Here is a 24878-nt window from a genome sequence, read left to right on the forward strand (position 1 = left end):
GATTGGATCCATAAAAAATGATGGAACCTGAAGTAAGCTTCTCGCCCTGCGTCAGAAAAGCGGCCTTCGGCAGATGCGAAAAGGGGCTGCAAGCCAGCCCCCCTTCCCCGCAATGCCTTCTGCGTCAGGACATCACTTCTTCTGCCGTTGCAAGATACTCGAGCCCCAATATCGCGATCACCCGATCAAGCGTTCCCAGCATCACGAGCGACGTATCGAGCGGCCGTTTGGGGGTTTCGCTCTGCCCCGCCGCAATACAGCGCGCAACCTCGGCGGCCTCATAGAACAGCCCCTCGAAATGGCGCCCCCGCGGCTCGTCCCATGTCAACACAGACGCGCCATCGGCAGAGGCCAGCGTGAACGGCCCCGGCAGGTTGAATTCGGACCCGAAGCGCAGCGTGGCTTTGGTTCCCACGATCACCGCATTCGTGGGCGTGAAGCCGTAAAGCGTGGTGGAAAGCGTCGCCTGATTGCCCGCGTGATCGGCCATCATCAGCGAGAGCTGCCCATGGACCCCGCTTTCGTCCATCTGTTTCTGCCCCACCAGCGTCGCGGGCGCCCCCATCAGACGCGTGATCAGCGACAGCGGATAGGTGCCCAGATCCATCAGCGGGCCGCCTGCGAGCGCGGGATCGAAGATACGGTGATCGCGGCTGAAATACTCGCCATAATCGGTCTGGACCGACTTGATCTCGCCCAAGGTTCCCGCCGCCAGAAGCTGGTCGATCACATCGAATTTCGGCAGGAAATAGGTCCAGAGTGCCTCGGCCAGAAACAACCCCTTGTCCCGTGCCAGCGCCGCCATCTGACGGCCCTGGCTCTGCGACATCGCCATCGGCTTTTCCACCAGCACATGTTTGCCGGCCCCGAGCGCCAGCATCACATGCTCGAAATGCAGGTTATGCGGGCTGGCCACATAGATCACATCAAGGCTCGGATCATTGACCAGCGAGGCATAGGACCCATGCGCCGTCTCGATCTCCCATCTATCCGCGAAATCCTGCGCCTTATCGAGGCTGCGCGAGCCCACGGCAGCAAAGATCTGGCGCGTATGGGCACGGGTCGAGGCAATGAACTGCTCGGCAATCCAGCCGGTGCCGAGCACCCCCCATCGGAGCGCGGGCGCCGCCATCGGATCGGGGATACGGGACGCGGGCAGGGTCTGCGGAAAATCGGTCATCAGAGTGTCTCCCATTTACGGCTTGTCAGGGACCGGTCCATCGCATCGACGATCCGCTGGTTTTCCAGTCCGAAGGCAAAATCGGGATAGCAGGCCTGCCCGCAGATCCCATCGATCAGATCGCGGACCTCGATCACCTTCACATCGAAATAGCCCAGCCCCCCGCCTGCAAAATCGAAGGGGAAGAAAGCCGAGAATTGCGGCACCTGCGAGCCTGCCAGAAGCGTCTTGAAGCCGCGATCAGGTTTGGGGTCATCGAAGCGTGCGACCTTGAGCTCGTTGAACCGTTCACCATCCATCAGGATCGTGCCTTTGGTGCCCGAGATTTCCCAATAGACCCCAAAGACCTTGCCCGCGCTCACACGGCTGGCCTCGATCGTGCCGCCCGCGCCAGAGGCGAAGCGGATCATGGTCTGGATCTGGTCCTCGTTCTCCACCTCGCGGCGCGGGGCATCCGCGCCCGCACGGGCCGAATAGCCGCCTGCGCCCTGCGGCTCGGGGCGTGTCGGGAAATAGGTCTGTGCCTGTGCGATGGTCTCGGCCACAGGCCCCATCAGATATTGCGCCACCGAAATCACATGACTGCCCAGATCGCCAAGCGCACCGGTGCCCGCCTCGCGCCGTGTGCAGCGCCACGAAAAGGGCAGATCGGGGTCGTTGAAGAAGCCCTGATCGAACCAGCCGCGAAAGCGCATCGGCTGGCCTATCTCTCCCGCCTCGATCAACTGCTTGGCCAGCATCGCGGCCGGCGTCTTGATATTGTTGAAGGCCACCATTGTCTTTACCCCCGCGCGGCGCGCGGCGTCCTCCATCTCCTCGGCCTCTGCCACCGTCACCGAGAGGGGCTTCTCGCAATAGACATGTTTTCCTGCGGCAATAGCGGCCAATGCCATCTCGTGATGGAGCGCATTGGGCGAGGTAATATCGACAACATCCACCTCGGGGTCGGACACCAGCTGACGCCAGTCACCCGTCGAGCGGGCAAATCCGAACCGTGCCGCGGCCTTGGCCGCAAGTGTCTCTGTGGCATCGGCGAGCATATAGAGTTCGGGCTGGGCGGGCAGATCGGGATAGAGCATCGCCGCACGGCGGAAGGCATCGGCATGGGCCTGGCCCATGAACCCCGAACCGATCAACCCGATTTTGAGTGTCTTGGTCATTGCGGCCTCCTCATGCCGGAACGAACTGGGAAAGAATATATTCACGGGCGGCCGTGACCGCGGGTCGCGGCGGCACCTTGGCGGGATCCTGCTCTGCCTCGACCACCAGCCACCCCTGATAGCCGCTCTCGCGGACAAAGCGTGCAAGCGGCCCGAAATCGATGCAGCCATCCCCCGGCACGGTAAACATGCCCGTGCGCACGCCGGCGTTGAAACTCATGTCGTCCTGCCGCACACGGGCCATTGCTTCGGGGCGCATGTCCTTGAGATGGATATGGCATATCCTCTGACCGAAGTCGGCGATCAGGCGATCATACGCATAGCCCGCCCCGGCCGCATGGCCGGTATCCAGCAATAGCCCCAGTTCTGGGCCGGACTGGGCAAAAATCTCGGCCACTTCCTCATAGGTCTCGGCCACCATCATCAGGTGGTGGTGATAGGCCAGCCGCAGCCCGTAACGCGTCTGCAAGGCGTCCGCGAACCGCGTCAGGCGCTCGGCATAGGCACGCCGATCGGATGTCGACATCAGCACGCGCCGCGACATCGGCTGATCGAGCGCGTCAGGTTCGGCCATCATCGCGACCTCGCCATAGACCATCACCCGGGCCCCCATCGCCTGCAAAAGCCGCGCATGTGGCCCGACTGCCGCCAGTTCCTCGTCCACGCCCCGCAGGGCCAGCTCGCCCGAATACCAGCCCGAGGCCAGATCGAGCCCGTAATCTGCCAGAAGCGGGCCGAGAACTGCCGCATCACGCGGAAATTTGCGGCCAAGCTCGATGCCCTGATACCCCGTCTCCGCGGCATCGTTCAGGCAGGTCGAGAGCGGGATATCCGCGCCCAGATCTTCGAGCACGTCATTGGCCCAGCTCAGGGGGCTCACACCCAATTTGACACCTTGTGGAAGCCCCATCTCACACCTCCTCCAGCTGGGGTTGGCGCAGATCGACCGCACGACCTTCGCACATCGAACGGATTGCAGCCTCGACCAGACGCTGCGCCTCGAACCCGTCGCGGATACCGGCCAGCGGCACATGGCCGTCGCGGATCATCGCCACGAAATCCACCATCTCGTCGCGATAGGCCTGCGCGAAACGCTCGAGGAAATAGGCTTCTGGCGGCGCGCTCAAAGCGCCCGAACGGGTCGACACGACCATATGGTGCTGCGGCTGGTTGGCGATCGAAAGCACCTCATGTGAGCAGAGCGCCTCGAGCCTCTGGTCGAAGCCCATCGGACCACGGCGGCACCCGGTGATCTGGGCCTGTCGCCCCGAAACGGTGGTCATCGTGATCATCAGGCTATCTACATCGCCCGCCGCCCCGATCTCCTCGGAGATCAGGCAGGCGCCTACCGCATAGACGGTGGCGATCTCCTCGTCCATCATATAGCGCACCATATCGGCATCATGGATCGAGCTGTCGCGGAACATGCCGCCCGAGCGTTCCACATAGGCGCGCGGCGGCGGCGCGGGATCTCGCGACCACATGCTCAGCTGTTCGAGCCGCCCCGCCTCGCCCGACGCGATCCGCTCGCGCAGGGCCCGGAAGCTGGCATCATAGCGGCGCTGGAACCCCATCATGCACCTGATCCCCGACGCCTCGACCGCCTGTGTCACCTGCTCGGACAGCGCGAAATCCAGACTGATCGGCTTCTCGCAGAAGACCGCCTTGCCGGTCTGGGCCGCAAGCCGCAGCAGGTCGACGTGGCTGTCGGTGGAACTGGCGATGATCACGCCATCAATGTCAGGATCATCGAAGATGTCCTGTGTGGCGCGCAATTGTGCCCCTGTCGCCGCACAAAGCTGTGCACGCGCGGGGCTGTCGATCGGATCGGCAATCGCTACAAGCGAGACATCCGGCAAGCGCGCAGCGTTCAGCGCATGGATCTGTCCGATGCGCCCTGCCCCGAAACAGGCAAGTCTGGTCATGGTCTTTCTCCCTCAGGCCCTCCCGGCCTTGGGCAAAGATTAGGCTTGCACGAAGCTGCCACATAGACCAGATTTTGATGAGATTTCATCAGATCGAGTTGCTCATGACCCGCAAGGCCACTGCCGCCGATGTTGCCCGAGACGCCGGCGTCTCGGCAGCAACCGTGGACCGTGTGCTCAACAATCGTGGGGGCGTGGGCGAGGATAAGGAGCGGCGCGTATTGGAGGCCGCAAGGCGGCTGAAACTGGATCGCGCACTTGATCTGCGGGCCGCGCGCACCCTGCGGGTCGCCGTGTTCCTGCAACCGGGCACAAACCCGTTCCATGCCAGTCTGGCCGCGGCTTTCCGCGCCCAGAACCATGGGCCCAATCCGTTCAACCTGCAAAGCCGTATCCACCATGCCGATCCGCGCGATGCGACCAGCACGCTCAAGGCGCTTCGTAAGGCCTCGGCCAGCCATGAGGCGCTGATCACCTGCCTGCCCGACACCCCCTCCATTGCTGCCTTTCTGGAAGCCCGTGCCGCCTCGGGCCAGCCCGTGATCACGCTGGCCAGCGATGTCGGTGCGCCACATGCAATCTATATCGGCCCCGATAACTACCGCGCGGGGCGTATCGCGGGCGAGTTGACGGGACGGTTTCTGGGGCGGCACGGGGGAAAGGTGCTGGTGATGGCGGGGCATCTGTCAATGATCGGTCAGACCGAGCGCTGTGAGGGCATCCGCGACGCGCTGGCAGAGCATTATCCGCGCGCCCGGCTCCTCGATATTGTCGAGATGGGAGACGGGGTCGAGCGGGCCGCGCATTTCCTGCATACGGCCCTGCGTGCCGAGCCCGATATCGCGGCAATCTACTGTGCCTCGGCCGCCGTGAAGGAAATTGCACAGGCGCTCGCCCTCCACTCTCGAGGCGCGGCCCGGCCCGTGGTAATCGCGCATGAATTGACCCCCGAGCGGCGCAGACTGCTGGCGGAGGGGATAATCGATGCATTGATCGATCAGGAGCCGGCGGTCGAGGTCGAAACCGCGCTACGCCAGATCGCGATTATTTTCGGGCGCAGCGAGCCGGGAGGCCTCGAGATGGAAACGCCGCTGCGCATCTATCTGCGTGAACATCTGTAGCGGCGGGGGAACCGGCTGCGGCTCCCCCCCTCTGTCAGGTCTGCCGGTCTTTCCCTGAACTGTGGCGCAGCAACAGCCGCCACCCCAGATAGGCACCACAGGCCCCAAAAAGGATGGCCCAGCCCGCGCTTCCGGTCAGCGCCTCGAACACTGCCCAGCCGAGGCAGAGCGCCACCAGAACAAGGCGCATCCAGAGCGGCAGATAGATCGGATGATCAAAGGCAAAGAGACGTTCGAGATCGAGCACCCCTCAGGCCTCGACCGGTTGTTTTTGAGTGTTTGTCAGGCCGACCTCGTTTGCGATGCGTTTGAGGGTGTGGAGGCCGAGGGTCTGGTAGAGGAGCGGGTTTCGGATATGGGGGTCCTGCTCTGCCTCGATGACGATCCATCCGTCATAGCCGTTCTGCGCGAGGATCGTGAGAAGCGGCGTGAAGTCGACGGCACCCTCCTGATCGCCGGGCACGGTGAAGGCGCCGGCCAGCACGCCCTGCAGGAAGGACAGGTTCTCGGCACGGACCTTCGCGGTGATCTCGGGGCGGATATTCTTGGCGTGGAAATGGGCCACGCGCGTGATGTGGCGGGCAAGCACTTCCTCGGGATTGCCGCCGCCGAAGGTGCAATGGCCCGCATCGAAGAGAAGATGCGTGGCGGGGCCCGTCGCGGCCATGAAGGCGTCGATCTCGGCGGGGCTCTCGACCACGGTCCCCATATGGTGGTGATAGGCAAGCCGGATGCCCTGGGTTGCGAGATAGGCGGCGAAGGCTTCCATCTTGGCGCCGAAAGCGCTCATCTCGGCGGCGCTGAGTTTGGGGCGGTCATTGACCGGCACATCGGGGCGCCCATGGACGGTGTTGGAGCATTCGCAGACGATGCAGACCTTGCAGCCATTATGTTTGAGCTTGGCCAGATGGGGCTGGACGGCCTCGATCTCCGCCTCGACCGAGCGGGTCAGGAGTTCGGTCGAATACCAGCCGGAGATGAAGGCGAGGCCATATCCGGCCAGCAGGGCGCGCAGGGCCTCCGCGTCGTCCTGTGGCCAGCGGTGGCCGTTCTCGATACCGTCGAAGCCGATGAGGCGGCCCGCCTCCTCGAGGATGCGCGCGGTGGGGATATCCGCGCCGATGGACTGGTCGTCGTCATTGGCCCAGGCGATGGGGTTGGTGCCGAATTTGATCATGGGGATCTCCTTATGGGTAGGGGCCGCGCTCGGGGGCATCGAACCCCCTCGCGCGGCGCAGGCGTCCCCATCGGGTCCGCCTGCCGCGCCGGTGGTTAGTTCACGAGCCGTTGTTTGGCGGTATTTTCGAGGTAGCGCTGGTAGGCTGCGGGGCGGTTCGGGGCGTGGCCTGTGGCGGGGACGGCGACGTCCCAGAAGTGGCCGGCCTCACCGGCTGTGGTCTCGATGCCGGTGCCGGGGAAGTCTTTCGCGGTGGTGTCGATCACGATGACGGTGGGGATATCGCGCGTGCGGGCGGCCGCCAGCTGCGCTTCCAGATCCTTGATATCTTTCGCCTTCACCGCATGGGCGCCCATCGAGGCCGCATGCATCACATAATCGATCTGCGGCTGCGCCTCGATATTGCAGTTCACATACATGTTGTTGAACGGGTTGCCGCCACAGCCCAGCGTCTGCAGCCGGTTGATGCAGCCATAGCCCGCATTATCGGTCAGCACCACGGTGAAGGGGATGCGGCGCATGACGGCAGTGGCCAGCTCGGAATTGGCCAGCATATAGGAGCCATCGCCCACAAAGCAGATCACCTCGCGGTCGGGGTTCGCGAGCTTCAGCCCCATCCCGCCCGCGACCTCGTAGCCCATGCAGCTATAGCCGTATTCCATGTGATAGCCGCCTTGAGTGGGCTGCCAGAGGAGCTTCAGCGCGCCCGGCATGGTGCCAGCGGCACACATCACAACGGCCTCGGGGGCCGCGCGCTGCACCGCGCCGATCACCTCCGCATCGAGCGGCAGCTCGCCCGCGCCCCGCTCCTCCGAGCGGTCGCGGCAGTGATGGGTCACGGCCTTCAGCCAATCCTCGCGCGCGCCCTGATCGGCATCCTCGGCGCGGTAGGCGCCGAGGCCTTCGGTCAGCGCTTCGAGCGCCACTTTCGCATCGGCCATCAGGGGCTCGGCGCCGTGCTTCATGGCATCATAAGCGGCCACGTTGATCGAGAGGAGTTTCGCTTGCGGGTTCGCAAAGAGCGTGCGCGAGCCGGTGGTGAAGTCCTGCAGGCGCGTGCCCACACCGATCACCAGATCGGCGCGCTGGCTTGCGGCATTGGCCGCCGCCGAGCCGTCGACGCCGCTCGCCCCGAAGTTCATCGGGTGGAATTGCGAGAGCGCCGATTTGCCCGCCTGCGTCTCGACCACGGGGATGTTGTGGCGGCTGGCGAATTCGGCCAGCGTGGCCTCGGCCTGCGAGTAGATCACCCCGCCACCGGCCACGATCACCGGGGCCTTGGCCGCACGGATCATCGCGATGGCCTGCTCCAGCTCGCGCGCATCGGGCGCGGGGCGGCGGATATGCCAGGTGCGGGGCGTGAAGAACGCTTCGGGGTAATCGAAGGCTTCCGATTGCACATCCTGACAGAAGGCCAGCGTGACAGGGCCTGCCGAGGCAGGATCGGTCATCGTGGCCAATGCGCGGGGCAGCGCCGTCAGGAGATGCTCGGGCCGCGTGATCCGGTCATAATAGCGCGAGACAGGGCGCAGGCAGTCATTGGCCGAGATCGTGCCATCCTCGAAGCCCTCGACCTGCTGGAGCACCGGATCGGGGCGGCGATTGGCGAAGACATCGCCCGGGATCAGAAGGATCGGCAGACGGTTCACATGCGCCAGCGCCGCCGCGGTGACGAGGTTCGTCGAGCCCGGCCCGATCGAGGAGGTCACCGCATGCGCGCGGGTGCGGCCCATGCCCTTGGTATAGGCCAGACCCGCATGCGCCATGGTCTGCTCGTTCTGGCCGCGCCAGGTCGGGAAGGCCTCGCCGATCTCCTCGAGCGCCTGACCCAGACCCGCCACATTGCCATGGCCGAAGATCGCCCAGATCCCCTCGATATACCGTTCGCCCTCGGGCGTCAGCTGAACGCTCAGCCATTTTACCATGGCCTGTGCGGCCGTCATGCGGATCGTGCCCATACTCTTCTTCCTTTGTTATACGCCCCGCCCTGTGGGGGGCCGCGCCCTTGGCGGCATCGAGCCACCTGCGGGCGCGCATCGCGGGCTGCGCCCGCGATGGGGCGCGCCGGTCCTTTCGATTATTCGGCAGCCACAGAGGTCGCTGCCGCGCGGGCCTTGTCCCAGATCCCGGCCAGACGGGTGTAGCGCGTGGCCATCTCGGCAACCGCCTCCTCGTCATCCATCCGCCCCGCCAGCCAGTCGCGCGCCACCGACCCGAAGATCGTCCGGCCCACGGCAAAGCCTTTCACCAGCGGGAAGCCTGCGGCCACCTCGAAGCTTGCCGCCAGTTCCGCCTCCGGCGCATCCAGCCCCAGAACCACGATCCCGCGGGTGTGGCGGTCATGCTCCTCGATGGCATCGCAGGCCTTGGCCCATCCGGTCTGCGATGCCATCGGCTCCAGCTTCCACCAGTCGGGATAGATCCCTTCCGCATAGAACCGCCGGATCAGGATAGCCGTGGTGTCATCGGTCACCGCAGCCACCTTGGAGGGGATGATCTCGAGGAGGAACTCGAGATTGTTGCGGCGCGAAGCCGCGTAGAGTTTCTTGACGCTGTCGAGCTGCCAGGCCCAGGTCTGCGCATCGTCATCGGGATGGCAGAACACCAGAACCTTCACCACATTCTCGCGCGCCCATTCCTTCAGGCCACCGCAATCATCGCCCAGTTCCGGCTCCAGCGTCAGCGGACGGGAACCAGGCCATTCGCAGGGACGCCCGATCCACAGGCCCGTGCCGGAGGCCGCATGCAGCGCATGCCGCCCGATGCGGTTGTCGCACAGGATCCCATAGCCCGGACGGCCATCCTGCACCTTGAGTGCGGCCTCGAGGCACAGCTCCTTGAAGGCCCCGCCTTTTTTCAGCGTATAGCCCTCCATCTCCTCGAGCTGCATCCGGTGATCGAAGGCGAACACCCGCATCTCGGAGAAGTCGCCGCCATGGCTGCGATGGCGGTTGGTCGCCCAGTGGATCTGCTCGAGCTCGGCATCATTGCGCAGATCGGGCTGGATCACGCCGCGGCTCAGGAAGAACTCCAGCTCCTCGAGCGAGGGATAGGCCGGCGTGCAGCCATGGCGCGAGACCGCAAAGGCCCCGCAGGCATTGGCATATTCGAGCGCCTTCGGCCAGGTCTCGCCATCGAGCCAGCCCTTCAGGAGGCCGGAGAAGAACCCGTCGCCCGCGCCCAGCACATTGAACACCTCGATCGGGAAGCCCGGGCCCGTCTGGCCCTCGTCAAGGCTCTCGGGGATCGCGCCTTCAAAGGCCGCAGCCCCCGCCGCCCCGCGTTTGCAGATCAGCGTCGCATTCGACACCGCCCGCACCGCCTTGAGCGCCGCGATCGTATCCGTCGTGCCGCCCGCAATGTGGAACTCTTCCTCGGTGCCCACGATCAGGTCAAAATAATGCAGGCTCTTTTGCAGCTTGGCCGTCACCTCGGCGCTTTCCACAAAGCGGCTCTCGCCATCGCCATGGCCCGCAACCCCCCAGAGATTGGGGCGGTAATCGATATCGAGCGCCGTCTGCGCACCATGTTTGCGCGCCAGCGCCAGCGCTTTCAGCGTCGCCGCTTCCGTCTTGGGGTTCGACAGATGCGTGCCGGTCGCCACCACCGAGCGCGTGCGCCCGATCAGATCTTCCGAGATGTCATCCTCGCACAGCGCCATATCCGCGCAGTTCTCGCGGTAGAAGATCAGCGGGAACTGCTCCTCGTCGCGGATCCCCAGAATCACCAGCGCCGTCAGACGCTCGGGATCCGTGGTCACACCCGCCACATCCACACCGTGGCGCACCAGCTCCTCGCGGATGAACCGCCCCATATGCTCGTCGCCAACCCGCGTGATCAGCCCAGAGTTCAACCCAAGACGCGCCGTCCCGCAGGCGATATTCGTCGGAGACCCGCCAATATATTTCTCAAATGACCCCATATCCTCCAAACGACCCCCAACCTGCGAGCCGTAAAGGTCAACGCCAGCGCGACCAATCGTAATTACATCCAATGGTTTCATAATGTCCGTCCAATTCTTGCAGGGCGCTGGTGAGGCCCCTAGGCCGACCGGAAGACCACGCTTCCGACCGGGCTTTTACCTGCGGTGATACCGCGTTTCAGGCATCCGCGGCGGCGACTGCCTCGCGCATATAGGCAAGGCTCGCCGCGATTTCCGCTTCGGGATCCTTGGCCAGATGCACCTCCTCCGCGAAAGGCTCGACGGAGAAGGCTCCCTGATAGCCAAGCTCGATCAGCTTGCGGATCTGGGCGATATTTTCGAGCCGGTCCGCGCCATCGACATGCACCCGATGCGCATCGAGCATATCCTCGACGGCCACCTCCGGATCGGTCACGCCCGACAGATGCACCAGACCGGTCATTTCGGGGAAGAACTCGGTCTCGGAGGCCAGATGATGGTGGAAGGTGTCATGCATCAGTTTGTAGGTGCCCATGCCATCCGCCGCCTCGATGGCCTTGACCGCCACCGATTTCAGACGCAGCGAGGAGACCGGAAAGCCCAGCGGCTCGACAAGCCCCGTGAGGCCGCGCGCCTCGAGCACCGGTTTCATGGCCTGGAGCGCCGCGACGGTGTCCTCGAAGGAGACCGGCGTGCCGTCATTGAGCGGGCACATCACCAGCGCCTTGGCCCCGCAGGAGGCGGCATAATCGGCCATCGCCTCGGCACGGGCAGGCAGGTCGCCCGACCAGACATTGAACGGATAGAGCGCGTTGATCGAGAGGATCGTGATCCAGTATTCCTCGGCCAGCGCCCGCACCTCGGCGGGGGCCATCGTGCCCAGGATATCGGGAATGTCGTTACGGATCTCGACCTCGGTCACGCCCTGACGGCGGCACAGCGCAAAGAATTCGGCCAGCGACAGTTTCGGTGTGCAGATATGATTGAGTGCAAAACGCATGATCTCACCTTTGGCAAAGGGTTCAGTTATAGAGAGCGGGGCGGGTTGGCAGGGTGATCGGGATGATCGTGCCCTCGTTATCCTGTGCGGTGACGCAGGCATCGGAGGTGATCGCCGCGACATAGCCATCCCATGCAGAGGGTCCCGAGGCGGTGCCCGCCTGCGCGGCCGCGATGAAGTCCTTCAGCTCGACATCATAGCTCGCGACGAAACGGTCCTTCCAGTCGGTCAGGATATCGTTCTTCAGCTCGGCACCCAGACGCTTGGTGATGGCCATCGGCTCGGGCAGATTGGCAAGCCCCTCCTCGCCCACGACCTGACACTGGATGTCATAGCCATAGGTGCAATTCACGAAGACCTCGACATCGATCCGCACGCCTTTGGCCGTTTCCAGCAGAACCACCTGCGGATCGCGCAGCTTGGCATGGGCTTTGGAGGAGACCCGCGGGAACACCACCTGCGCCGAGACATAGTCATCATCCAGCAGCCAGCGCAGCACATCGATCTCGTGGATCAGCGTGTCATGGATCGCCATCGGCGTCAGATAGGCTTCGGGCACGGACGGGTTGCGATGGGCGGCATGGACCATCAGCGGTGTGCCGATCTGGGTGTCGACCACTTCCTTGAGCATCCGGTAGCCCGCATCATAGCGGCGCATGAACCCGACCTGCACGAGGCGCTTTCCATGCGCCACTTCCGCATCGACGATGCGCTTGGCCCCCTCGGCGGTCGTGGCCAGCGGCTTCTCGCAGAAACAGGGTTTGCCCGCGGCAATCGCGGCCAGAACATAGGCCTCATGGGTCGAGCCTGTCGAGGTGACGAGGATGGCGTCCACATCCGCAGCTGCGATCAGCTCCTCGCCCGTGGCATAGACGGTGGCTTCGGGCGCGAGATCGGCCTGCGCGGCGCAAGCCGCATCGAAACTGTAATCGGCCAGCGCCACCATTTCGGCCCCTGCCAGAACCTGTTGCAGACGGCGCGTATGATCGCGCCCGATCATGCCGGTGCCGATAACACCTACTCTTACGGTCATAGGATTGATCCTTATCAGAAATATTTCGCGATATAGCTTTTGGTCGAGGCCAGCATGGAGGCGGCGCTCGCCTCGGCGCGGTCCTCCCAGGCAAAGACGCAATTCGACAGCACACCGTCGAACTCCATATCGGCCAGTGTCTTGAAGAAGAGATCCCAGTCGATCTCGCCCTGCCCGATATCCAGATGCTGGTGCACCCGCACCTTGGATTCCGGCGGGTTCACGATATAGCGCAGCTCCGACGACTTGTTATGGTCATAGGTGTCGGCCAGACGCACATGGACCAGATGGCCCGCCGTGGCGCGCAGGTTCGCTTCCATATCGGGGCCGTAGAAGAAGGTATGCGGCGCGATGAAAGACGCCTTCACCGCGGGCGAATTGATCGTCTTGATGATATTGATGGCCGGCGCGATCTCCTCGAGCCAGTCTTCGGGATGGGCTTCCAGCGACAGCGTCAGCCCCTCCCGCTCGAGGATCGGCACGAGGATATCCATCGCGCGGAAGAACTGCATCTCGCAGGTCTCGGGGCGGTGCACGCCCGAACGGTCATTCAGCGAGCGGTTGGGCGAGCCTCCGCGGCCGAATTCGGAGACGAACATCGGGCAGTCCATCTCGATCGCGATCTCGATGGCGCGTTTCCAGTTGTCGATCGCGTTCTCCCATTCATCGGGATAGGGGCTGGCCCAGCGATACATCGGCTGCAGCGTCGCCAGACCCACGCCATGGTCCTTCAGCGCTTTTTTGAAGCTGGCAATCCGCTCGGGATAGACCTTGGGGCGCGTCCACCAGGACAGGAAATCGGGGCGCGGCGAGAGTTCGATATAATCGTAACCCAGCTCGGCGGTCTTGCGGCAGGTCTCCTCCAGCGAAAGATGGCGGATCATATGCGGGTCTAGCGTATGTTTCATGAAAACTCCGGTCGTCTTGTGGCGGGCAGGCCCCGCCACGCTGTGTCAGTTATACTGGTCGAGCGTGTCGGGGGTGACGGGCTCGAACGGCACCCAGATATTGCCCTCGACACTCTGGCCCGCGGCCATGTCGAGCGCGGTCTGCAACGTCACCTGCCCCTGTTTCGTCGCGTTCTGGAACACGGTCACATCCAGATCGCCCGCGCGCATCGCGGCCAGCCCGTCGGGCGTGGCATCGATACCGGCCACCACGATCCGGTCCATATCGGCCCCTGCCGCGCGCAGCGACTGGATCGCCCCGATCGCCATCTCGTCATTATTCGAGATGATCGCATCGAAGGGGATGCCCGCCGTCAGCCAGTTGGTGGTCAGATCCGCGCCTTGGGTGCGGTTCCAGTTGCCCACCTGCTTGTCGACGATCTCCATCCCGTCACAGGGGGCTTGGGAGATCACCTCCTCGATGTCGCGGGTGCGCACCATCGAGGCCTCGTTCTCCAGAGGGCCCATCAGCACCAGCACCTTGCCCTTCCCCCCCAGCATCTCGCAGACGGCCCTTGTCTGCATGGTGCCCGACTGTTTCTCGTCGGAGCCCACGAAGGAGGCGCCTTCGGGCATGTTCTCATGCTCGGCGGGCGGGTGGTTGACATAGACGATGGGGATGCCCGCATCGCGCGCGACCGCCGTCATCGCGGGCGTGGCCGCCCCATCCACCGGATTGACGATGATCGCATCGACGCCATTGGCCACCATGTTCTGCACCTGATTGAGCTGGCGGGCCACATCGAGCTGGGCATCCTCGACCGAGAGCGTCAGATCGGAATGGGTCGCGGCCTCGCTGCGGATACCGTCCAGCAGGATGGTGAGGAAGGGGTTGTCGAAACTGGTCATCGACACACCCACGGTTGTCTCGGCATGGGCCATCCCCGCCGTCAGGGCAGTGCCTAGCGCGAGGGCTGCAAGTCTGGTCTTCATTGTCTCTCTCCCGTTGATAGATAATCGTCATGGCTCACACGGGGCGGCCTCTCGCCGCCCCGCGGGGGAGGTTATTTCTTGATGCGTTTTTTCTGGCGGTAGGTGTCCACGACCACGGCGGCCACGATGATCACGCCCTTGATCATTTCCTGGTAATAGGCGTCGAGCCGGAGGAAGGTGAACCCCGAGATGATGACCCCGAAGATCACCATGCCGATCGAGGTCCCGATGATCGAGCCGCGTCCACCTGCCAGAGACGTGCCGCCGATCACCGCCATCGCAATGGCGTCGAGTTCATACATCAGGCCCATGCCGGCCTGCGCGGTCTGGCCGCGGGCGGCGACCACGATGCCCGCAAGCGCGGCAAGCATGGCCGCGACCATATAGAGCTTGATAATATGGCGCTCGACATTGATCCCCGAGACACGCGCGGCCTGCGGATTGGCGCCAATCGCATAGGTAAACTTGCCATAGCGGGTATATTTCATCGCGATATGGAAGATTACAGCCACCGCGATGAAGATATAGACGGGCGTCATTCCCTTGCCGAGCATCGCATAGCTCTCGGTGGGGAAAGAGATCGGCTGTCCCTTGGTATACCATTTGGCAAAACCGCGCGCCGCCACCATCATCCCCAAAGTCGCGATGAAGGGCGGGATCTTGGTATAGGCGATGAGCCAGCCATTGATGAAACCCGCCACCGCCCCGCAAGCAAGCCCGATCAGGATCGGCACGATCACCGGCATATCGGTCAGCGCCGGATAGACCGCCCGCGCGTATTCCGCCGATTGCGCGAAGGACATTGAGACCATCGCGACGGCCCCCACGACCGAGCCCGAGGACAGGTCGATCCCCCCCGAGATGATGACCTGCGTCACCCCCACGGCGATGATCCCCACCACCGAGACCTGCAGGATCATGATCTTCAGACGGCCGATATTGGCCAGAAAGGACTGGCCCTGAAAGATCCAGCCCAAAATCTCGAAAACAATGGCAATCCCGACAAGCACCAGCAGGATATTCACCTCCTGCGGCAACTTGCGATGCGCCGTGCCCCGCGCATCCTCCATATTTACATCTTGCGTCGCCATAATGGCATTCCTCCCTAACTCCCCTGACTTGCGGCGTTATCTCGCCGCAAGCTCCATCACACGCACCTGATCTGCCTCCGCCCGATCAAGGAAGCCACTCACATGGCCCTCGTGCATCACCATGATCCTGTCCGACATGCCCAAGACCTCCGGCAGTTCCGACGAGATCATCAGCACCGCCACCCCCTGCCCTGCCAGCTGGGTGATCAGACGGTGGATCTCGGATTTCGCGCCCACATCGATCCCGCGCGTCGGCTCGTCGAGAATGAGGATGCGCGGATTGGTCAGAAGCCAGCGCGCGATCAGCAGCTTCTGCTGGTTTCCGCCCGAGAGATTTTCCACCGTCTCCGCCAGATTGGGGGTCTTCACCCGCAGCTTGGCGGCATAATCTTCGGCCAGCGCCTCGATTTCCTTCTGTTTTACAAAACCCAAACCACTGACCTTGTCGCGCGTCAGAAGCGCCATCTGGATATTGGCCAGACAGTCGAGTTGCAGGAAACAGCCCGTCTCCTTGCGATCCTCGGTCAGGAAGGCCAGCCCGTGTTCCATCGCCACCTGAGGCGAGGCCATCGCGACGGGCACCCCGTCGATCAGGATCTCGCCCGAGCCCGCAGGAGTCACGCCAAAGATCGCCTCGGCCACATTCGAGCGTCCCGACCCCACGAGCCCTGCCAGCCCGAGGATCTCGCCACGACGCAGGCTAAAGCTGACATCATGAAAGGTGCCCGGCAATGTGAGCCCGCGGACCTCGAGGATGGTCTCCCCGATCTCGCAGTCGATCTTGGGAAACATATCGGTGATCTCGCGGCCCACCATCATGCGGATGATGTCGTCGCGGGTCACGTCGCTGGCACTGACGGTCGCGATATACTGGCCATCGCGGAAGACGGTCAGCTCATCTGCAATCTCGAACAACTCGTTCATCTTATGGGTGATATAGACGATCCCCACGCCTTTCGCGCGCAGATCGCGGATGATGGCGAAGAGATGTTCGACCTCGGTCTCGGTGATCGCCGAGCTGGGTTCATCCATGATCAGCACATCGGAATTGTAGCTCACCGCCTTGGCGATCTCGACCATCTGCTTTTGCGCGACCGTCAGATCGCCCACCATCGCCGCCGGATCGAGCCCGATATTCAGATCGTCGAACAGCGCCTGCGTCATCGCCCGCATACGCGCATGATCGACCAGACCGAACCCGTTCTTCGGCTCGCGCCGGATCCAGATATTCTCGGCCACCGTCATGGTGTTCATCAGGTTCAGCTCCTGATGGATCATCGCGATACCGGAGTTGAGCGCATCTACGGGCGTCTTGATATCCAGAGGCCGCCCCGCAAAACGCACCTCGCCGCGATCGGGCGTATAGACGCCGGCGATGATCTTCATCAGCGTCGATTTGCCCGCACCGTTCTCGCCCATCAGCGCATGGACCGTGCCCGGACGGATGCGCAGCTGCACATCATCGAGCGCCACCACGCCGGGAAACTCCTTACGAACCTTATCGACTTCCAGAATATACTCGCCCTGATAGGGTTCGTGGGCAAAGGCCTTGGCACCATCTGGCATGTGATCCTCCCTCTCGCATACGGAAAGGGGGCGCAGACGCCCCCTCTGGGCCTCAGTTCTTGGCGGTGTAATCGGCAAGATTGTCGGGGGTGACGAGCTCGAAGGGCACATAGACAGTGCGCTCCAGATCCTCGCCGCGCGCAAGGCTGAGTGCCGCATCAACCGCGCCACGCCCCTGCCCCGCCGCATTCTGGAAGACGGTCACATCCAGATCGCCCTGCGACATGGCGGTCAGCGCATCGGCCGTGGCATCGACCCCGCCCACGACCACATCCTCCATCGGGATGCCTGCGGTTTTCAGCGCCTGAATGGCCCCGATCGCCATCTCGTCGTTATTGGAGATCACCGCATCGAATTGCAGGCCCGCCGAAAGCCAGTTGGTCATCAGGTCGGTGCCCATCGTGCGCGACCACATCGCGGTCTGCTGGTCGACGATCTCGATAAACGAACAGTCATCGGTTGCGATCACGTCATGGATGTCCTGCGTGCGCATCCGCGCCGCCTGATTGGAGAGTTCCCCCATCATCACCAAAGCCTTGGCACCCTCGCCCTTGCCCTGTTCTTTCAGAAGGCGGCAGACTTCCTGCGCCTCCAGCGTGCCCGATTCCTTCTCGTCCGAGCCTACAAAAGCCTGGTTATCGGGAAGCTGGTCGAGATTGACCGGAATGCGGTTGACATAGACGAGCGGGATGCCGGCATCGGCTGCGGCCTGGCTCATGGCCATCGTGGCGTCAGTATCCACCGGGTTAACGATGATGGCATCAACGCCAAGCGCCACAAAATTCTGGATCTGGTTCAATTGCTTGCCCACATCATTCTGGGCATCCTCGACCTGCAGGGTCACCCCTTCGAGCCCCTCGCCATAACCAATCATCCCGTTGCGCAGCACGGTCAGGAAATTATCGTCGAACAGGGCCATGGACACGCCGATATTCTCTGCATGCACGGCACCAGCCATCGATGCCGCCAAAGCGGTCGATACCAAAAGCGTTTTCATATGTTCTCCTCCAGATACGACGTCCGGCAGCGTCGCTCAGGTCTTGCCGGATGATCGGGACTACGGGCCGCTCCCATGCGGCGCGATACATGCCCCGATAGCACCGCAGCGGCTCCTCTCCGCTTTGGCGCTAGGGAAAGATCCCTATTCCGTTAACATCCGTCAATCATGTTGAAACGTCATGGCGCTTCATTCGTGAGAGATAGAGACAGCGGAAATGAAAGAAACCCATCATCATACAATCTCCGAGGTCCACAGCTGCGGCGGGAAGAACCGCTGCCCCGGAACGGCAGCCGTGCCATTCTCATGGGTCGAAACGATGACATCGAGCAATTCGCGCACCAGATCCTCGATCGGAGTGCCAAAGACCATTGCGGCATAGCCGTCCTGAAGGGCCAGCCGTGATTCCGGCGTCAACTCGTTCACGATCAGCAGGACTTCCTCCGGCCCGCGCGTCTCGCGGAGCGCCGAGATCGCGCCCTCCATCCCGCCTCCCGCCACATACAGGCCGCAGAGATCGGGATGCCGGTCGAGCAGTTCCAGCGTCGCCTCATGGGTCAATGCCCGCGTTTCCAGATTGATCTGGGTGTCGATCATCTCGAATTCGGGGGCCACATCGCGCAGATAGGAGCGAAACCCCGTCTCGCGCATCACATGCCCATGATAGCGCGAGCTGCCGATAAACAGCGCGACCTTGCCGGGCCGCTTGCTGATCTTCGAGATACACCATCCCGCCTGCCGTCCGATCTTGAGATTGTTCATGCCGAAATAGCTCTCGCGCACCCCCTGCGCGAAATCCGAAAGAAGCGAAAACACCGGAATACCCGCGGCCTTGAGCACCCCCACGGCCGCCGTGATCCGGTGATGGTCGACGCCTGTGGCTGCAACCGCATCGACCCGCCCGGTCAGGCCCTCCAGAATATCGGCCAACTCCGCCGGATCAGTCGATTGAGGATGATGGAAGACAAGCTGTATGCGGCGGGTCAGGATCGCCTGCACCTGCCGCTCGAAGGCGCTGATGAATTCGAGATAGAAACTATGCCTGGGTTTTTGCAGTACCACCCCAAGGCGCAGGGTCGGTCGGTCCGCCAGAATGCGCTGCCGGATCATATTGCTGCCATGATAGCCGATAGTTACGGCCGCCTGATGAACCTTCTTGGCGGTCTCCTCGCGCACGGGCGAGCGCCCGTTGAGCACGCGATCGACTGTCGCCACACTGACCCCAGCGGCCCGCGCCAGATCCGTAATCGTCGGTCTGCCCATCTGTTTCCCCTCCCCGAGCAAAAGCCCCACATGTCTCCTCGGCTCTACTGATGCCGGAAGTTCAGCAGAAAATGAAATACTGTCATCATCAGGCTTTCATTTTCTATCAAATCTGCAAGTTTCCTGTGGGATAGCCGGAAATCCTATGCTGAACGGTCGCAAGCCAGCCCGTTGCCGCGTGGCCGGACCGGCAAGACGCTCCCGCGCCCTCTGATGGAAGACAACGCGACTATTCTTTTGCGATTGCGCGCTTTTCTGAGACATTACAATCGGTCGGGATAGAAGAGATTCTGCCCCGTGTTTTATGACATGCGCCCGCCACGATTTTTTTTGGGGGGGGGATCATAGAATTTCGACAGCCATTTTCGGTTTATGGGCGGGCATCGTCCCGCCGTTCCCCATGTTGGGACACTTGTTTTTGCAAGACCAGAGTCACTCGATGGCAACCTACGCCACCGCATCCATATTCTCGACGAGATGGAGGTCCAACTGGTCGTGCCAGACCCTCGAGCTTATTCTGGGGAGGGTGATGGAGCTCCGATGGCCATCAGATTTTTTGTGAGGGGGTCTGAAACATCATCAGATCCCAGCAACCTGATAAGCAAATCCATGATGAGCCTTCGCGCTTCTCGCGCTGAGCCGCGATACCGGTTTGTTGGGCGAGATGATTGGCGTCACTGCGGAGCACCTGATGGAGTTCGATATTGGCGCGGACGGGTGCGTATCGGCTGTCTTTCTCTAAGGACACGTCGAGCGATCGCAAAGACGCGGATCGCTATTAATGATGAGGCCTATGTTCATAGCGTTTCGAGGCGATCCGCAGATAATCTGATACAGGCGATGATTGTGTCGGCCTTTTCATGACACCACCCATCGAGGGCACCGGCCCTTTCTCCGGATCGATACGAGCAGGATCAAAGTGCGCCAGCTGAGTTCATCAGCATCGCCGTCACCATTGTGGTGAGGGTTGAGACCGATGGCAGGTATGAAACTTCGGGAATATCTGTAAGGGCATCAGAGGCCGAGCTTCCGGACCGAGTTCTTGCGTGATCGTGTACATCGCGGCCTGCCGATTTCTAGCTGATCCCATCCAATGCACACGCAAGTAGAAATGCGGCTACATCGCAGGGGCTCTCGACGATATAACAACAATGCCACGGCCATTGTTAGCGCATTGCCTTGCTCCACATGGGCCAAGAGCAGCAGGCATGTGGTCTCGGCCTTCGTAAGCCCTTGCACGAGCCGCTATCCGAATGCAGCAGACCGAAGAATAGACCGGCCTGCGCGACCCGACAGTAAGTTCAAGCCCCCCTTTGGAACTACACCATCACATGGAACCTGAGCCCGAGTTGGTCTTCCAGGCATTATGCAACATCTTGCGCGAACCCGTCGTGATCTCCCAGACCCGTATCGGTGAGCGGAATATGGAAGCGGTCCACGACTTGTGTCAGTTGCAACGCTTCGCGTTCGAGCGCGCCGCAGGCCGCTGCTGTCTCCTCGAACATCGCTGCATTCTTTTGAGTCGTCCCGTCCAACTGTCCGACCGCGGAATTGATCTCGCCAATCCCCGAGAGTTGCTCATCCGATGTTGCGGAAATCCCCGCGACATTCTCCGAGATTTCTTTCACGAAACTTACGATATTCTCCAGCGCTTCGCTGACCTGACCAACCGAGGCCACGCCGTTCTGAACATGGCTGTTCGATGCAGCGATCAGACCGTTGATCTGGCTGGCGGCCTCTCCCGCCCGTAATGCAAGGGCGCGCACTTCGGACGCCACGACTGCAAACCCACGCCCTGCTTCACCCGCCCGTGCTGCTTCGACCCCTGCATTGAGCGCAAGCAGGTTGGTCTGGAATGCGATATCGTCGAGAACCGAGGTGATCTTGCTGATTTCCTGTGACGAATGTTCGATGCTGCCCATTGCGGAGACGGCGTCGGTAACGATGCTTCGGCTCGTTTCGGCACTTTCACGGGCCGATATGACCCGCATATTCGCACGTTTTGCGCTTTCGGTCGAAGACGAAACGGAGGCCGTCAACTCATTCAGCGCCGCAGCTGTTTCTTCGAGCGTGGCCGCGGTGGATTCCGTGCGCCGGGATAGATCGGAGGAGGCTTGCGCGATCTCCGTGGACGAGGCGCCGATAACCGATACAGAATCCGTCACCTGCCGGATGACCTCGCCCAGATTACCGATCGCAACATTGAAGTCATGGCGCAAGGCTTCGTAATCGGTCGGAAATTCTTCGTTGATGCGATGCGCGAGATTACCTTGCGACAAAGCGGCCAGCCCTTGGGCGAGAGCCGTGACGACCTGTCTCGTCTCGCGGGCTTGCTGTGCCTGTCGAGCCTCTTCCTGCTGACGTTGCGCCTCGATCCGCGCAGCATCCTCCTGCGCGCGCGCATCCTCATCGGCCTGACGCTGTTTCTCGCGGGCCTCTTCTTCCTCTTCGCGGCGGCGCGCCTCCTCGGCAGCGGCTTTCTCGCGGGCACGATCTGCGAGTTCGCGGTCTTTTTCTTCCTGTTGCAGGCGTTTCTGGTCAAGTGCGTTGTTGCGGAAAATCGATAGGGCCGTTGCTAACCGGCCCAACTCGCCGCTACTGGGCAGCCCGTTTACCGGAGCCAGATCGCCTTGGGAAAGGCGTTCCGTCACGCGTGTGATCAGATTGAGCGGCTTGATGATCATGACCCATGCAAATGCCGGAGCGATCACGATAATGATAAGAGCAAGTATACCGATGCCGCCAATCTGCGTCTGTGCGGACGAGACGTCTGCCGATATCATCTTGGAAATTTCGATGATGGCTGAGCGTGCACCATTCGCCTCTGTCGCAATCAGATCGGCAATTTCCGTGACGTTTTGCGCGGCATCTATCTGGGCTTCGCCCGCACGGGTGCTTGCCGCAAAACCGAGGGCACGGTTGGCCGCAAGTCCGGTCTCGGGGTCCGCCAGTTTTACCAGATGGCCGATCCGGCCCTGTAGTTCGGGATCTGCGGTCGCACTAAGGGCGGTCAGCTCTCTTCCCGCTGTCACGAGTACGCTTTGCCGGCGTGCCAACTCGAGCGGGTCTCGTGCCAAGGCGGTGTGAAGCGCCTCGGCAAAGAAGTGCTTCGTGCTAGCGTCCAATGCGCCCATGTTCCGGATCATCCGGACCTGTTCGTCCAGAAGGGAACGTAACGCCGTCTGGTTGGCCGTTTTTGTATCGTCACCTTTGATGATCAGATCGAAGCCGATATCATCAAGGGCCGTATTGAGTTCGAGTTCTGCCAGGCGCCGCAACTCGAAGATTTCGGCGGTATCCACGGAGCTCGCCGCACTCCACGAGGTAAAGACGGGCATCAGGCGGGTCTGCAAATTTGTGACTGCGGCGGCGGCAGGTTGCGTCTGCTCGGATGTTGCCAGGTCTTGCAAAAGCTCCGTCAGGCTGTTGCTCGAGGCCTGCGCAATATCCGCCAGAATGGACCGGATCGCTGGATCTGCCGTCTGTACCGCGCTCAGCGCAAGTCCCGAGATCAGGTTCATTTCCGCCCGTGCCTGTAAAGCGGTCGTCAGCTGCGCTACATCCTGATCCAAAAGGGTTGTCAGGTTTTCATCCACTTGGGATATCGTATCCTCCCCGCTCAGGACCATTTCGAAATAGGCGTTGTCTACCGCATCCGCCAGCGCCGTGGCGACATCGACCTCAAGCCCGGCCGCCTCTTCGACAGCATGGGAAATCATCTCCTCTTGCTGATATTCGTCGGCGCGCGCGGCACGCAGGGTGTTCAGGGCGGCATCGGTTTTGGCTAAAGCGTCCATCAAGGCCTGCTGGCGCTCCGCCGGCAGACCCGAGATGATCTCTCTTGTCTCATCAAGCGTTTTCTCGGTCTCTTCTCCGATCGTGCGCAGCGCCTCTGCAGACGGGGCCGTCATCAGATCAATCAGATGTCCCCGCATCTTGCCTGCCGTTGCTGTAATTCGAGCACTATCTTGCAAAAGCGGCAAACGGTTTGCTGTAAAGTCCGTCACTGCACCTGAAATGGACTGGAACACGGTCCATCCAATGACCACTGCGGTGATTGTCATCGCACCGATAACGGCAATGATCATCATGACGCGCAGCATGATACTTCCAAATAACTTCTTCGCCAGTGGCATGCAGAGAACTTTCCAAACTCTAGAAATCGGAGAGATCGATGTCCCCCGCTTGCTCTACAAGCGGGGGCAGCTATCAGATATCAGCCATCGCCCAATGCGAGCGGCTTGAAGGAGCCATCCGCCTGAATCTCGGTCAGGAACACGTCATCCGAGCCCTGATTGTCGCCGGCGCCATAAGTGAGCGAGAAGCCACCCAGATCGAGTGTGCCCAGATCTTGCAATGCGGCCAGGTAGCTTTCGCGGGTCACATCGGTCCCCGCTTTTTCGAGCGCAGCCAATGCAACACGGCCGGTGATATAGCCTTCGAGCGTCACGAAGCCCGGTGCAGCATCGGGCGCGACCGTTTTCAGGGCGGCCTGATATTGCTTCACGAGCGGCAGGCTGTCATCCCACGGGAAGGGCACGACCTGGCTGATAATGACGCCCTCGCCTTCTGCTCCGAGCTCTTTGGAGAGCGCATCGGACCCCACGAAGGAAATATTCACGAAGACCGCATCCATCTTCATCTTATGAGCCAGTTTGATGAATTCCGCGATGGGTTTATAGGCCCCCACCATCACAACGGCCTGCGGATTGGCCTTGCGGATATCCAGAAGCGCGGTCTTCACCGCGACCGTGTTGCGGGTGTAGGTGCCCTCTGCCACCAGCGACATACCGCGATCGGTCAACGCCTTGGTCACGCCCTCGAGCCCGACGCGGCCGAACCCGTCATCCTGATAAAGAATGGCGATATCTTTCAGGCCCAGAGTGCCCACCAGATAATCGATCCAGACTTTGGTCTCGGCGCCATAGGTAGCACGGATATTCACCACATTGGTCAATTTGGGGTCGCGGAGGAAGCCCGCACCGGTGAACGGGCCGATATAGGGCATGCCCGCCTCGGTGGCCAAGGGCTGTGTGGCCTGTGTCGTGGGGGTGCCGACCGGACCGATCAGCCCCAGATAGTCGTTGCCGGTGATGACGCTGCGCACCTGCTCGACAGAGCGATCGGGTTCGTAGCCATCGTCGAAGCCCTCGACCGAAACCTTGCGCCCGTTGACGCCGCCTGCGGCATTAGCCTCTTCGAAGGCGGCCTTGATGCCAAGGTTCATCCCCGTCCCCAGAGCGGCTGCAGGCCCCTCCATTGCCGCCACCTGCGCAAAGCTCACCGAACTGTCGGTCACACCCTGCTCTGCCCAGACCGGCGCCGCCGCAATGACGGATGCTGCCGTCAGCGCACCCCAAAATGACTTGATCATTCTCATCCCTTCCCGCGATTGATGTCGGCAGCAGGATGACAACCAAAAGTTTTTTATCCCTTATCGGCACACGTTTTTGGAGAACGTGGTAAACAATTCCCGAAATGCAGGGACTATCCCTTAACGGAGACGCGGATCCGCCTCGGTGCCAAAGCGAATCCTCGACTCTCCGGATCGATAAAATTATAAGAACATAACAGGAACAAAAAG

19 protein-coding genes are annotated in these 24878 nt (G+C 61.9%); 1 reads left to right on the top strand and 18 read right to left on the bottom strand.

Annotated elements, in window-relative coordinates:
- Positions 1-124: 124 nt before the first annotated feature.
- From WDB91_RS18485 to WDB91_RS18500, 4 genes are read right to left on the bottom strand one after another with little or no spacing between them, the layout of a single operon-like run.
- Positions 125-1180, bottom strand: coding sequence for a Gfo/Idh/MocA family oxidoreductase (locus WDB91_RS18485; protein WP_339115136.1), 1056 nt, complete (start codon positions 1178-1180; stop codon positions 125-127).
- Complete coding sequence (locus WDB91_RS18490) at positions 1180-2340, bottom strand: Gfo/Idh/MocA family oxidoreductase (RefSeq protein ID WP_339115137.1); 1161 nt, start codon at positions 2338-2340, stop codon at positions 1180-1182. Before WDB91_RS18490 ends, WDB91_RS18485 begins: the two co-directional genes overlap by 1 nt.
- 10 nt (positions 2341-2350) lie before the next feature.
- Positions 2351-3250: a myo-inosose-2 dehydratase gene (gene iolE / locus WDB91_RS18495; RefSeq protein ID WP_339115138.1), complete on the bottom strand. Its 900-nt coding sequence runs from the start codon at positions 3248-3250 to the stop codon at positions 2351-2353.
- Between the two features lies 1 nt (position 3251).
- Positions 3252-4265: a Gfo/Idh/MocA family oxidoreductase gene (locus WDB91_RS18500; protein WP_339115139.1), complete on the bottom strand. Its 1014-nt coding sequence runs from the start codon at positions 4263-4265 to the stop codon at positions 3252-3254.
- Positions 4266-4342: 77 nt separating this feature from the next.
- Between WDB91_RS18500 and WDB91_RS18505 the strand changes: the two genes are divergently transcribed.
- Complete coding sequence (locus WDB91_RS18505; protein WP_339115140.1) at positions 4343-5386, top strand: LacI family DNA-binding transcriptional regulator; 1044 nt, start codon at positions 4343-4345, stop codon at positions 5384-5386.
- 34 nt (positions 5387-5420) lie between these two features.
- On the opposite strand, the gene WDB91_RS18510 is transcribed toward WDB91_RS18505, so the two are convergent.
- The 14 genes from WDB91_RS18510 to WDB91_RS18575 all read right to left on the bottom strand — a co-directional run bounded on the left by WDB91_RS18510 (position 5421) and on the right by WDB91_RS18575 (position 24674).
- Positions 5421-5633, bottom strand: coding sequence for a hypothetical protein (locus WDB91_RS18510; RefSeq protein ID WP_339115141.1), 213 nt, complete (start codon positions 5631-5633; stop codon positions 5421-5423).
- Positions 5634-5636: 3 nt separating this feature from the next.
- Positions 5637-6563: a myo-inosose-2 dehydratase gene (gene iolE / locus WDB91_RS18515; RefSeq protein WP_339115142.1), complete on the bottom strand. Its 927-nt coding sequence runs from the start codon at positions 6561-6563 to the stop codon at positions 5637-5639.
- A 95-nt stretch (positions 6564-6658) separates the two neighbouring features.
- Entirely contained in the window at positions 6659-8521 is a 1863-nt protein-coding gene (iolD, locus tag WDB91_RS18520) for a 3D-(3,5/4)-trihydroxycyclohexane-1,2-dione acylhydrolase (decyclizing) (protein WP_339115143.1), read from the bottom strand.
- Positions 8522-8640: 119 nt separating this feature from the next.
- Positions 8641-10566, bottom strand: a complete 1926-nt coding sequence (gene iolC, locus WDB91_RS18525) for a 5-dehydro-2-deoxygluconokinase (protein ID WP_339115144.1) — start codon at positions 10564-10566, stop codon at positions 8641-8643.
- A gap of 97 nt (positions 10567-10663) precedes the next feature.
- On the bottom strand, positions 10664-11464 hold the full coding sequence (locus WDB91_RS18530; protein WP_339115145.1) for a TIM barrel protein: 801 nt from the start codon (positions 11462-11464) through the stop codon (positions 10664-10666).
- A 22-nt stretch (positions 11465-11486) separates the two neighbouring features.
- A complete protein-coding gene (locus WDB91_RS18535; protein WP_339115146.1) occupies positions 11487-12497 on the bottom strand; it encodes a Gfo/Idh/MocA family oxidoreductase in 1011 nt (336 codons plus the stop codon).
- Positions 12498-12511: 14 nt separating this feature from the next.
- Positions 12512-13405, bottom strand: coding sequence for a sugar phosphate isomerase/epimerase (locus WDB91_RS18540; RefSeq protein WP_339115147.1), 894 nt, complete (start codon positions 13403-13405; stop codon positions 12512-12514).
- A 45-nt stretch (positions 13406-13450) separates the two neighbouring features.
- Positions 13451-14377, bottom strand: coding sequence for a sugar ABC transporter substrate-binding protein (locus WDB91_RS18545; RefSeq protein ID WP_339115148.1), 927 nt, complete (start codon positions 14375-14377; stop codon positions 13451-13453).
- Between the two features lie 71 nt (positions 14378-14448).
- Positions 14449-15468: an ABC transporter permease gene (locus tag WDB91_RS18550; RefSeq protein ID WP_339115149.1), complete on the bottom strand. Its 1020-nt coding sequence runs from the start codon at positions 15466-15468 to the stop codon at positions 14449-14451.
- 36 nt (positions 15469-15504) lie between these two features.
- Positions 15505-17034: a sugar ABC transporter ATP-binding protein gene (locus tag WDB91_RS18555; protein WP_339115150.1), complete on the bottom strand. Its 1530-nt coding sequence runs from the start codon at positions 17032-17034 to the stop codon at positions 15505-15507.
- Positions 17035-17086: 52 nt separating this feature from the next.
- On the bottom strand, positions 17087-18031 hold the full coding sequence (locus tag WDB91_RS18560; RefSeq protein WP_339115151.1) for a sugar ABC transporter substrate-binding protein: 945 nt from the start codon (positions 18029-18031) through the stop codon (positions 17087-17089).
- Positions 18032-18265: 234 nt separating this feature from the next.
- Positions 18266-19294, bottom strand: a complete 1029-nt coding sequence (locus WDB91_RS18565; protein ID WP_339115152.1) for a LacI family DNA-binding transcriptional regulator — start codon at positions 19292-19294, stop codon at positions 18266-18268.
- A gap of 1364 nt (positions 19295-20658) precedes the next feature.
- The gene (locus WDB91_RS18570) at positions 20659-23430 is read right to left on the bottom strand and encodes a methyl-accepting chemotaxis protein (RefSeq protein ID WP_339115153.1); all 2772 of its coding nucleotides are present in this window, start codon (positions 23428-23430) and stop codon (positions 20659-20661) included.
- 80 nt (positions 23431-23510) lie between these two features.
- Entirely contained in the window at positions 23511-24674 is a 1164-nt protein-coding gene (locus tag WDB91_RS18575) for an ABC transporter substrate-binding protein (RefSeq protein ID WP_339115154.1), read from the bottom strand.
- Between the last annotated feature and the right edge of the window lie 204 nt (positions 24675-24878).

It is taken from the genome of Thioclava sp. GXIMD2076, from assembly GCF_037949795.1.
Taxonomy (GTDB): domain Bacteria; phylum Pseudomonadota; class Alphaproteobacteria; order Rhodobacterales; family Rhodobacteraceae; genus Thioclava; species Thioclava kandeliae.

What these genes read in the sequence shown, in the direction of transcription:
- iolE (WP_339115138.1), bottom strand. Translation starts at nt 3,250, where the DNA reads ATGGGGCTTCCACAAGGTGTCAAATTGGGTGTGAGCCCCCTGAGCTGG.
- WDB91_RS18555 (WP_339115150.1), bottom strand. Translation starts at nt 17,034, where the DNA reads ATGCCAGATGGTGCCAAGGCCTTTGCCCACGAACCCTATCAGGGCGAG.
- iolD (WP_339115143.1), bottom strand. Translation starts at nt 8,521, where the DNA reads ATGGGCACGATCCGCATGACGGCCGCACAGGCCATGGTAAAATGGCTG.
- WDB91_RS18485 (WP_339115136.1), bottom strand. Translation starts at nt 1,180, where the DNA reads ATGACCGATTTTCCGCAGACCCTGCCCGCGTCCCGTATCCCCGATCCG.
- WDB91_RS18490 (WP_339115137.1), bottom strand. Translation starts at nt 2,340, where the DNA reads ATGACCAAGACACTCAAAATCGGGTTGATCGGTTCGGGGTTCATGGGC.
- WDB91_RS18570 (WP_339115153.1), bottom strand. Translation starts at nt 23,430, where the DNA reads ATGCCACTGGCGAAGAAGTTATTTGGAAGTATCATGCTGCGCGTCATG.
- WDB91_RS18530 (WP_339115145.1), bottom strand. Translation starts at nt 11,464, where the DNA reads ATGCGTTTTGCACTCAATCATATCTGCACACCGAAACTGTCGCTGGCC.
- iolC (WP_339115144.1), bottom strand. Translation starts at nt 10,566, where the DNA reads ATGAAACCATTGGATGTAATTACGATTGGTCGCGCTGGCGTTGACCTT.
- WDB91_RS18545 (WP_339115148.1), bottom strand. Translation starts at nt 14,377, where the DNA reads ATGAAGACCAGACTTGCAGCCCTCGCGCTAGGCACTGCCCTGACGGCG.
- WDB91_RS18575 (WP_339115154.1), bottom strand. Translation starts at nt 24,674, where the DNA reads ATGAGAATGATCAAGTCATTTTGGGGTGCGCTGACGGCAGCATCCGTC.
- WDB91_RS18565 (WP_339115152.1), bottom strand. Translation starts at nt 19,294, where the DNA reads ATGGGCAGACCGACGATTACGGATCTGGCGCGGGCCGCTGGGGTCAGT.
- WDB91_RS18500 (WP_339115139.1), bottom strand. Translation starts at nt 4,265, where the DNA reads ATGACCAGACTTGCCTGTTTCGGGGCAGGGCGCATCGGACAGATCCAT.
- WDB91_RS18550 (WP_339115149.1), bottom strand. Translation starts at nt 15,468, where the DNA reads ATGGCGACGCAAGATGTAAATATGGAGGATGCGCGGGGCACGGCGCAT.
- WDB91_RS18505 (WP_339115140.1), top strand. Translation starts at nt 4,343, where the DNA reads ATGAGATTTCATCAGATCGAGTTGCTCATGACCCGCAAGGCCACTGCC.
- iolE (WP_339115142.1), bottom strand. Translation starts at nt 6,563, where the DNA reads ATGATCAAATTCGGCACCAACCCCATCGCCTGGGCCAATGACGACGAC.
- WDB91_RS18540 (WP_339115147.1), bottom strand. Translation starts at nt 13,405, where the DNA reads ATGAAACATACGCTAGACCCGCATATGATCCGCCATCTTTCGCTGGAG.
- WDB91_RS18560 (WP_339115151.1), bottom strand. Translation starts at nt 18,031, where the DNA reads ATGAAAACGCTTTTGGTATCGACCGCTTTGGCGGCATCGATGGCTGGT.
- WDB91_RS18535 (WP_339115146.1), bottom strand. Translation starts at nt 12,497, where the DNA reads ATGACCGTAAGAGTAGGTGTTATCGGCACCGGCATGATCGGGCGCGAT.